Here is a 1,987-nt window from a genome sequence, read left to right as displayed (position 1 = left end):
GTCGTTTACGTTCAAAGTCAAGCTACTTCCACTGCTCAAACTGATGTCACCGGCGGTGCCGTCGGTGCTGATATCCTGGATTTCGTTGGTGGCATCGGCATCCGCATCATCAACCAAAGCTGAAAGGTTGACCGTTACATCCGTGGTTCCTTCACTGATCGTCAATACATTGCTGCCATCCAAACTGGCGGCAGTGATGTCGTCATCGGCAATGGCATCCACATAGGCCTTGGTGGCCGCGTCTTGGGCATTGGTCGGATCGGCGATGTTCGTAATGGCCGCTCCCCCTCCATCGTTGCCTTCGGTCAGTACTTCACCAAGGTCTTGAATCTCATTGGTAGCGTCGGCATCAGCATCATCAACGTTTAAGGTCAAATTGCTTCCGCTGCTCAAGCTGATGTCACCGGCGGTACCGTCGGTGCTGATATCCTGTAATTCGTTCGTCGCATCGGCATCGGCATCGTTGACGTTCAAGGTGATGCTGTTTCCATCTTCAATGCTGATGTTACCCGCTGTACCATCAGTGCTGACCGTTTGGTCATCTGTACTACCGGCGGCCAATTCGGCCAAAGCTGCCTCTACATCGGTACCGGTGAAATTGCCCCCGGCGTCGGTGATGGCTACTTCATCGGCATCCTGTATTTCGTTCGTGGCATCCGCATCGGCATCGTTTACATTCAAAGTCAAGCTGCTTCCGCTGCTCAAACTGATGTCACCGGCGGTGCCGTCGGTACTGATATCCTGGATTTCGTTGCTACTGTCATTATCGTTATCCGCAATGGATACCGTACCTCCCCCATCACTCAAGGTTACATCGGTACCTGAGCGTGAAATGGTCTGTAACTCGTTGCTTGCATCGGCATCCGCATCATCGACAAGGGCCGATAGGTTGACCGTTACATCCGTGGTTCCTTCACTGATCGTCAACACGTTGCTACCATCCAAACTGGCGGCAGTGATGTCGTCATCGGCAATGGCATCCACATAGGCCTTGGTGGCCGCATCTTGCGCATTGGTCGGATCGGCGATGTTCGTAATGGCCGCTCCTCCGCCATCGTTGCCTTCGGTCAATACTTCACCAAGGTCTTGTATCTCATTGGTCGCGTCGGCATCGGCATCGTTTACGTTCAAGGTGATGCTGTTCCCATCTTCGATACTGATGTTACCCGCAGTACCATCGGTGCTGACCGTTTGGTCATCCGTACTACCGGCGGCCAATTCGGCCAAAGCGGCCTCTACATCGGTACCGGTGAAATTGCCCCCGGCGTCGGTGATGGCCACTTCATCGGCATCCTGTATTTCGTTCGTGGCATCCGCATCGGCATCGTCCACGTTCAAGGTCAAATTGCTTCCGCTGCTCAAACTGATGTCCCCGGCGGTGCCGTCGGTGCTGATGTCCTGTATTTCGTTCGTTGCGTCGGCATCGGCATCGTCTACGTTCAAGGTGATGCTGTTCCCATCTTCTATACTGATGTTACCCGCAGTACCATCGGTGCTAACGGTCTGGTCGTCGGTGCTACCAGCGGCTAATTCGGCCAAGGCGGCCTCTACATCGGTACCGGTGAAATTGCCCCCGGCGTCGGTGATGGCCACTTCATCGGCATCCTGTATTTCGTTCGTTGCATCCGCATCCGCATCGTCAACGTTCAAGGTCAAATTGCTTCCGCTGCTCAAACTGATGTCCCCAGCGGTACCGTCGGTGCTGATATCCTGGATTTCGTTCGTTGGGTCTGCATCGGCATCATTCACCAAAGCAGACAGGTTTACGGTCACATCCGTAGTTCCTTCACTGATCGTCAACACATTGCTACCATCCAAGCTGGCGGCAGTGATGTCGTCATCGGCAATGGCATCCACATAAGCCTTGGTGGCCGCATCTTGGGCATTGGTCGGATCGGCGATGTTCGTAATGGCCGCTCCTCCTCCATCGTTGCCTTCGGTCAATACTTGACCAAGGTCTTGGATTTCATTGGTCGCGTCGGCATCC

The 1,987-nt window shown here is 54.2% G+C and carries 1 protein-coding gene; it reads right to left on the bottom strand.

All coding sequences use genetic code 11. The features are described from left to right. Nucleotides 1–1,987: beta strand repeat-containing protein (locus tag ABV409_RS16660; protein WP_353878760.1), on the bottom strand; the 1,987-nt coding region annotated here is incomplete at both ends.

It is taken from the genome of Flagellimonas algarum, assembly GCF_040513375.1.
In the GTDB taxonomy this organism is placed as follows: Bacteria; Bacteroidota; Bacteroidia; order Flavobacteriales; family Flavobacteriaceae; genus Flagellimonas_B; species Flagellimonas_B algarum.
The sequence above is the reverse complement of the archived record's forward strand: the minus strand, read 5'-3'. Positions and strand labels throughout refer to the sequence as shown.